Consider the following 5170-nt stretch of genomic DNA (forward strand, 5'->3'; position numbering starts at 1 on the left):
GGCCTGGGGGCGGCCGTGTCCCGGGGGGGGGTCGCCGTGGTGGTGCGGGTGGAGCCGGCACTACCCGGCCGGCGGCGCCTGAGCGAGGTGCTCCGCGCGGGCGACACCTGAGCGAGGTGCTCCGCGCGGGCGACACCTGAGCCCTAGACCGCCGGCGAACCTGCCGTGTAGGGCGCCGCTCTGCCACCGGCCCCGCCGAGCCGCCGCCCATGCCGCGACTACGCCGCTGATCAGGACCGGTCCGACAGGGAGATCCACAGGGTGTAGACCACCAGGCCCACCCCGGCCTCTCGATGCCGTAGCGCGGCCATCGCCGCGGCGGCGCCGACAGCGCCGCCGACGATCGTCGCCCAGACCACCTCGGACGGGCTGGAGTCGATGCCGTGTTCCGGCGCGGCGGAGGCCAGGCCGTACAGCAGCGGGGCGGCGAGCAGCGCGCAGACGGCCGAAACCTGCCATCAGTCCGCGGGATTCACCGCCCGCGGGTCCCGGAGTCCAGGTGGTACGGGGTCTCGTCCAGGCGCTGGTACGCGGCCTCGATCACGTTGTCGGCGTCGATGGACGCCTCGAGCAGCGTCATGCCCCGGTCGGTGCGCCTGGTCACGGCGCGTCGCCAGCGGTCGAGGTTCTCCCTGCTGAGTTCGAGGAAGCGGCGGGCCGGGATCGACAGCGGGGAGGTCGAGGTGATGGCGTAGATCGCCCGCACGGTCAGCGGTTCGATCAGGCGCAGGCTCGCCCCCCTGCGCCTGGCGTCCAGGGCCTGGCGCATCGGCAGCACGGCGGCCCCGGCGCCGGCGATGACCAGCGGGACCAGCCCGGCGGGTTCGCTGACGTCCACGACGACGGTGGACTCGACGCCGATGGAGTCGAGGTAGGCCCGCCCGAACCCCCGATCCACGATCATGGGCAGGCCGCCGAGCAGGGCGGCCGGCGTCGGGTCGGGGAAGTCGGCGCGCCAGCTCGGCGGCAGCGCCAGCACGACCTCGCCCTCCCCGATCCGCACGCAGTCGATGCCCTGCCGCGACACCGGCGCGACCGCGTAGGCGAGCTCGGCCTCGCCCGACCTGATCAGGTGGACGATCTCGTCGGTGTCGCCGTCGTGCTGCTTGAGCCGGACCGTGAACCCGGGATGCTCGCGCCGGAAGTGGCCCACCCACGCGGCCAGGAAGTTGGCCGTGAGGGAGGTGGAGATCGCCAGGTCGACCCGGCCGCGTTCGAGCCCCCGGTAGCCCTCGGCGACCTGGCGGGCATGGTGCAGGTCACGGACCACCTGGCGGGCCGGCCCGACGAGCGCCTCACCGGCCGGGGCGAGCACCAGCCCGCGCCCGACCCGGCGGAACAGCTCCACGCCGAGGTCGCTCTCCAGGCGGCGGATGATCTGTGACAGGGACGGCTGCGCCAGGTAGAGCGCGGAGGCGGCCCGGGTGATGCTGCCCTGGTCGACAACGGCGAGAAAACATTCGAGCTCGCGGACGTTCATGGTGCGATCCAATGGGGGCCTCCCGCACCAGGTCAAGCGGTGTGCCAGCCGGGCTCGTCCGAGTGGGCGCCGGCGCGGGGCACCGCCAGGTCCGCCTCGACGGTGACGCCGTCGAGGGCGAAGGGCAGCGAGGGCACGGTGAAGCGGTCGCCGTCCGGCCCGACCCCCGTGGTCAGGATGCCGCCGGCCAGAACGTCCTCCGCCCGCGCCACGTCCTGGTACGTCCGCACCTCCGCCGCGACGATCCCGTGCTCGGCCAGCAGCGCGAGGCACTCGTCCGTACGCAGGCCGCCGAGTGCCCCCGAGATCTCCGCCAGGAGCGCCTCCCTGTTGGCCACCCGGGCCGGGTTGCCGGCGAAACGGGGGTCGTCGAGCATCCACTTCCTGTCGATGAGCCGGCACAGCCGGGCGAAGTGCTCGGCGGTGTAGGCCGACAGGACGATGGTCCCGTCGGCGGTGCGGACGAGGTCGGCGGCCGGGGCCACGGTCGCCTGGCCGTTCCCCTTGCGCCGCGGCTCCTGTCCGGAGGCGTGCCATTCGCCCCACATCGCCGACTGAAGGTGGATCGCGGCCTCCAGCAGCGAGACCTCGGCGACCCCGCCCTCGCCGGTACGCTCCCGGCGCAGCAGCGCGGCGAGGACGACCTGGACGACCACGTAACTCGCGGCGACGTCGGCGATGGGGAAGCCGACCCGGAGCGGATCACCGCCGAGCTCGCCGTTGACCGACATCAGCCCGCTCTCGGCCTGCGCGGCGATGTCGAGGCCGGCCCGGTGCGCCGAGGGCCCACGGGAGGGGAATCCGCGGATCGAGACGTACACGAGCCTGGGGTTGGCCGCCCGCAGGTCGCCGGCCCCGAGACCGAGGCGGGACAGCGCGTCGGCCCGCAGGTTCTGCACGACGACATCAGCCTCCGCGATCAGGCCCAGGGCGGTCTCCCTGTCGCCTGCCTGCTTGAGGTCGAGCACGATCGAGCGCTTGCCGCGGTTGTAGGCCATGACGATGCCCTCGCCGTACGCGCCGATGCCGCGCGCCTGGTCGCCGGCCGGCGGCTCGATCTTGACGACCTCGGCGCCCAGGTCGGACAGCATCTGGGTCGCCGCCGGCGCGGCGATGTAGTGGCCGAACTCGACGACGCGAACTCCCTCAAGAGGGGGGATCATGCCGCTCCTACTCTCCGGTGAAGACCGGTTTGCGCTTTTCCAGGAAGGCTTGGGCGGCCCGCCGCGCATCGCCACTGCGGGCACACTCGACCATACGGGGCACCTCTCGCCGCAGGTAATCGGACAGCGTGGCCGATCCGGCGTCGGTCAGGTTCTCCTTGGCGTACCGCATCGCCTTCGGCGCCTGCGCGGCGAGCTTGCCGGCCAGCGCGCCGACCCTCGCCGCCAGATCGGCCGTGGTCTCGGTCACGAGCCCCAGGTCGGCCGCCTCGGACGCGGTGAGCTTGGCCGGGTCGAGCAGCAGCGCCCGCGCCCGGGCGCCGCCCACCGCGCGGGTCAGCAGCCAGGCGCTGCCCAGGTCGCCGGACACCCCGGCGCTGACGAACGCCGTGTTGAACACCGCCGTCCGCGCCGCGATCCGGAAGTCGGCGGCCAGCGCGAGGCTGAGCCCCAGGCCGGCGCAGGCCCCGTTGACGGCGGCGATCGTCGGCGCCGGGAAGTACGCGAGCGTCTCCACGATGGCCGAGGCCCGGCGCAGCCGTTCGCGGTCGTCGGCCACCGAACGTCCGCGCAGCGTCCGCGTCTCCTGGTCCTGGGCGTTGTCCGAGCCGACCCGCGCGAGGTCGGCGCCGACGCAGAAGTCGGCGCCGGCGCCCGTGACGACGAGGACGCGCAGGTCCTGCTCCGTGCCGGCCCGCTCGATGGCGGCGAGAAGGTCCTGCACGAGCTGCCAGGAGATCGCGTTGCGGCGCTCGGGCCGGTTGAGGGTCAGCGTGCCGATGCCGTCGTGGAGCTGGAACAGCACGGTTCCCGTGCCGATCGCCGTCGCGCTCATCGGGGCAGGCCCAGCAGGTCGCGGGCGATGATCGTACGCTGGATCTGAGCGGTGCCGCCGGCGATCCGCTGGCCGCGTACGTGGAGGTGGCGCCAGCGGAGATGCCCGCTGTCAATGTCGGTGCTCAGGTGGCCGTCCACGCCGAGGACGTCGGCGCCCAGGTCGGCTATCGCCAGTCTTGTCCGCGACCACAGCAGCTTGGTGACCGAGGCGTCGGCGCCCAGGTCCTGCCCCCGGGCCGTACGGGTCATCGCGTCGTAGCCGCGGACGCGGAGCAGCTCCAGATCGGCCCGGCAGCGGGCGATCCCGGCCCGGACCCGCGGATGTTCGATGGCCGGACGGCCGTCCTTCCTGATGTGCCGGGCCGCGGCGATCACGTCGTCGAGCTCGTGGCCGAACTCCACGTACTGGCTGATCGGCGAGGCGTTCCGCTCCACCGAGAGCAGATACCGGGCCACGGTCCAGCCGTCGTCGATCCGGCCGACCACGTTGCCCTCGACGGGCACGCGTACCTCGTCGAAGAACTCCTCCCCGAACTCGTACGAGCCGGACATCTGTCTGATCGGGCGCACGCGCACCCCCGGCAGCGTCAGGTCGATCAGCAGGAAGGTGATGCCGCGCCGACGTTCCGCCGCCGGATCGGTGCGGACCAGCGCGAACATCGCGTCGGCGTGGCGCGCCAGCGTGGTCCAGGTCTTCTGGCCGGAGACCACGAAGGCGTCGCCGTCACGCCGGGCGGCGGTCGAGAGGCCCGCCAGGTCACTGCCGCTCTCCGGCTCGGAGAACCCCTGGCACCAGATCGTCTCGCCGGACAGGATGCGCGGCAGGATCGTGCGTTTCTGCGCCTCGGTGCCGTGGCGCAGCAGCGTCGGGCCGAGCAGCGTGGTGCCGAGGTAGGTCAGGCCGAGGAACGGGCCGATCGGCGCCCGGGCCCGCGCCATCTCCTCGTCGTGCACCGCCCTGATCTCGTGATCGGCCCCGCGCCCGCCGTACTCGGCCGGCCAGTCGACACCGGCGAAGCCGTGCTCGAACCGGTCCCGCTCCCAGCGCCGCCGCAGCTCCAGGGACTCCTCGCTCCCGTCGAGGCCGATCCAGAAACCCGGCTCGCGCCACGCCGCCGGCACGGACTCCGCCAGCCATCGACGGATCTCCCGCCGGAACCGCTCCGCCGCCGGCGAGTATCGAAGATCCATGCCGTGCACCACTCCTCGTCCGATCCGGCCCTGTCGCACGCCCATCCTGAGCACCGTCGTTCTGGAGCGTCAAAGAGCAAAACCCATGACCGACTCATTGCGAAAAGCAATGAGTCGGGGTGAATTCACGTCTTTGACGTACTTCACACCTGCACGGTGAACTGTGTGCCATTCGCGAAAGTGGATCGGTGACATGGACTTCAGCCTCAGCGAGGAGCAGGTGGCGATGGGCGGCGCCGTACGGCGCTGGCTCGATCGCCACCTGGACCTGGCGTGTGTGGCGCGGTACGCCGACACGCCAGCGGCGGGGCTCGACGCCGGCCTGCGCCGCGCGGCGGCGGACCTCGGCTGGCTCGGGGTGACGGCCGCGCCGTCGGACGGCGGCCTCGGTCTCGGGCTGCTCGACCTCGCCGTGGTCGCCGAGGCGCTGGGGGCCGGGCTCGCGCCGGCGGGCGTCGGAACGGCGATGGCCGCCTGCGACGTCATCGCGACCTCGATC

The 5170-nt window shown here is 73.0% G+C and carries 6 protein-coding genes; 1 reads left to right on the top strand and 5 read right to left on the bottom strand.

The genetic code is table 11. From position 1 onward, the window contains the following. Positions 1-230 precede the first annotated feature (230 nt). The 5 genes from ABFX54_RS55770 to ABFX54_RS55790 form a co-directional block, all read right to left on the bottom strand. Positions 231-359: a hypothetical protein gene (locus tag ABFX54_RS55770; protein ID WP_346115464.1), complete on the bottom strand. Its 129-nt coding sequence runs from the start codon at positions 357-359 to the stop codon at positions 231-233. A gap of 113 nt (positions 360-472) precedes the next feature. Then, positions 473-1480 carry a LysR family transcriptional regulator gene (locus ABFX54_RS55775; RefSeq protein ID WP_346115465.1) on the bottom strand — a complete coding sequence of 336 codons (1008 nt, stop codon included), beginning with the start codon at positions 1478-1480 and terminating at the stop codon, positions 473-475. Positions 1481-1512: 32 nt separating this feature from the next. Next, positions 1513-2643, bottom strand: coding sequence for a CaiB/BaiF CoA transferase family protein (locus ABFX54_RS55780; RefSeq protein WP_346115466.1), 1131 nt, complete (start codon positions 2641-2643; stop codon positions 1513-1515). Between the two features lie 7 nt (positions 2644-2650). After that, on the bottom strand, positions 2651-3478 hold the full coding sequence (locus tag ABFX54_RS55785; protein ID WP_346115467.1) for an enoyl-CoA hydratase/isomerase family protein: 828 nt from the start codon (positions 3476-3478) through the stop codon (positions 2651-2653). Further along, the gene (locus ABFX54_RS55790) at positions 3475-4671 is read right to left on the bottom strand and encodes an acyl-CoA dehydrogenase family protein (protein ID WP_346115468.1); all 1197 of its coding nucleotides are present in this window, start codon (positions 4669-4671) and stop codon (positions 3475-3477) included. The genes ABFX54_RS55785 and ABFX54_RS55790 overlap by 4 nt, the downstream gene beginning before the upstream one ends. A gap of 193 nt (positions 4672-4864) precedes the next feature. Between ABFX54_RS55790 and ABFX54_RS55795 the strand changes: the two genes are divergently transcribed. Further along, a partial coding sequence (locus tag ABFX54_RS55795; protein ID WP_346115469.1) for an acyl-CoA dehydrogenase family protein occupies positions 4865-5170 on the top strand: 306 nt, incomplete at its 3' end.

This window comes from Nonomuraea maheshkhaliensis, assembly GCF_039529435.1.
GTDB lineage: Bacteria > Actinomycetota > Actinomycetes > Streptosporangiales > Streptosporangiaceae > Nonomuraea > Nonomuraea maheshkhaliensis.

Coding starts and splice junctions, on each gene's coding strand:
- ABFX54_RS55780 (WP_346115466.1), bottom strand. CDS start 2,643: ATGATCCCCCCTCTTGAGGGAGTTCGCGTCGTCGAGTTCGGCCACTAC.
- ABFX54_RS55790 (WP_346115468.1), bottom strand. CDS start 4,671: ATGGATCTTCGATACTCGCCGGCGGCGGAGCGGTTCCGGCGGGAGATC.
- ABFX54_RS55775 (WP_346115465.1), bottom strand. CDS start 1,480: ATGAACGTCCGCGAGCTCGAATGTTTTCTCGCCGTTGTCGACCAGGGC.
- ABFX54_RS55785 (WP_346115467.1), bottom strand. CDS start 3,478: ATGAGCGCGACGGCGATCGGCACGGGAACCGTGCTGTTCCAGCTCCAC.